The organism is Mesorhizobium sp. M7A.F.Ca.US.006.04.2.1, from assembly GCF_004022915.1.
GTDB classification, from domain to species: domain Bacteria; phylum Pseudomonadota; class Alphaproteobacteria; order Rhizobiales; family Rhizobiaceae; genus Mesorhizobium; species Mesorhizobium ciceri.
Genome location: NZ_RZQA01001353.1, coordinates 1 through 1,013, shown reverse-complemented (window position 1 = coordinate 1,013; position 1,013 = coordinate 1). Strand labels below are relative to the sequence as shown.

The 1,013-nt window shown below is 61.3% G+C and carries 1 protein-coding gene and 1 pseudogene; both read right to left on the bottom strand.

Features of this window, described 5'->3' with window-relative positions:
• Positions 1 to 570, bottom strand: a 570-nt coding sequence (locus EN925_RS37240) for a sugar ABC transporter permease (protein ID WP_164894731.1), incomplete at its 3' end; no start/stop codon positions are given.
• A 206-nt stretch (positions 571 to 776) separates the two neighbouring features.
• Positions 777 to 1,013 (bottom strand): annotated as a pseudogene (locus EN925_RS37235) (sugar ABC transporter substrate-binding protein); the annotation flags it as partial.

Genomic DNA, 1,013 nt, shown 5'->3' with positions numbered 1-1,013 from the left:
GAGCGTGATGGCGAAGAAAGGAATGCCGAACCAGATATTGGCGACGATCGGCCCCCACATGGCGGTTGACGGATCGGACAGCACATTGGTCGGCTCGGCCTTCAGCCCCAATGCAAACAGCCAGTGCGGCAGCGGGCCGATGATCGGATTGAACAGCCAGGCCCAGGTCAGGCCCGACAGGAAGGACGGCACCGCCCAGGGCAGGAACACCAGGGCTTGTACAGCCTTGCGGCCGCGAAACGGCTTGTCGAGCAGAAGCGCCAGGCCAAGGCCGAGGAAGAACTGGAAGAAAAGGCTGGCGACCGTCCACCACAACGTGTTGACCAGCGCCTGGCCCAGCACCTGATCCGACAGCATCGCCTGATACTGGCCGAGCCCGACATATTCGGACTTGAAGGCGGAGAACTTGCGGAAGGAGTAGCTGATGCCGATGACCAGCGGCACCAGAAGCACCACGACCAGCAGGATGATCGCCGGGCTGAGATAGAGCCATGGCTCGATAGCGGCATGGGATAGCCGCTTGCGACGCGGCTTGCCGACGGATCGTATTTCGGACACGGCGTAGGTCATTGGCTCGGGGGCGCTCCTGGAACGGCGTCGGGGACAGCGTCCTTCTCCCCGTTCACGGGGAGAAGATGCCGGTCCACCCTCCGCAGCTGCTGCGGATGACGGGCAGGCAGATGAGGGGCAGCGCGAACCTATCGAGGCATAGCGCCGCCCCTCATCCGTCACTTCGTGACACCTTCTCCCCTTGAACGGCGAGAAGGGAAGAAAAACTACTTCTTGTTCTTCGCCAGCCAGTCCTGCTGTTCCTTGGTCAGGAAGGCAGCCCACTGGTCGGCGACGTCCTTGGCCGTCTTCTGGCCAAGCAGCACTTCCTGAAAATTCTTGATCGCCACCTGGTCGACGAAATTGCCGAGGTTCTCCAGATGCGTCGGCGGGGTGACCATTTCATATTTGGAGCTGTCGCTGAGCTCCGTGAACCAGCCCTTGAACTGCTCGGTCTTGAAATG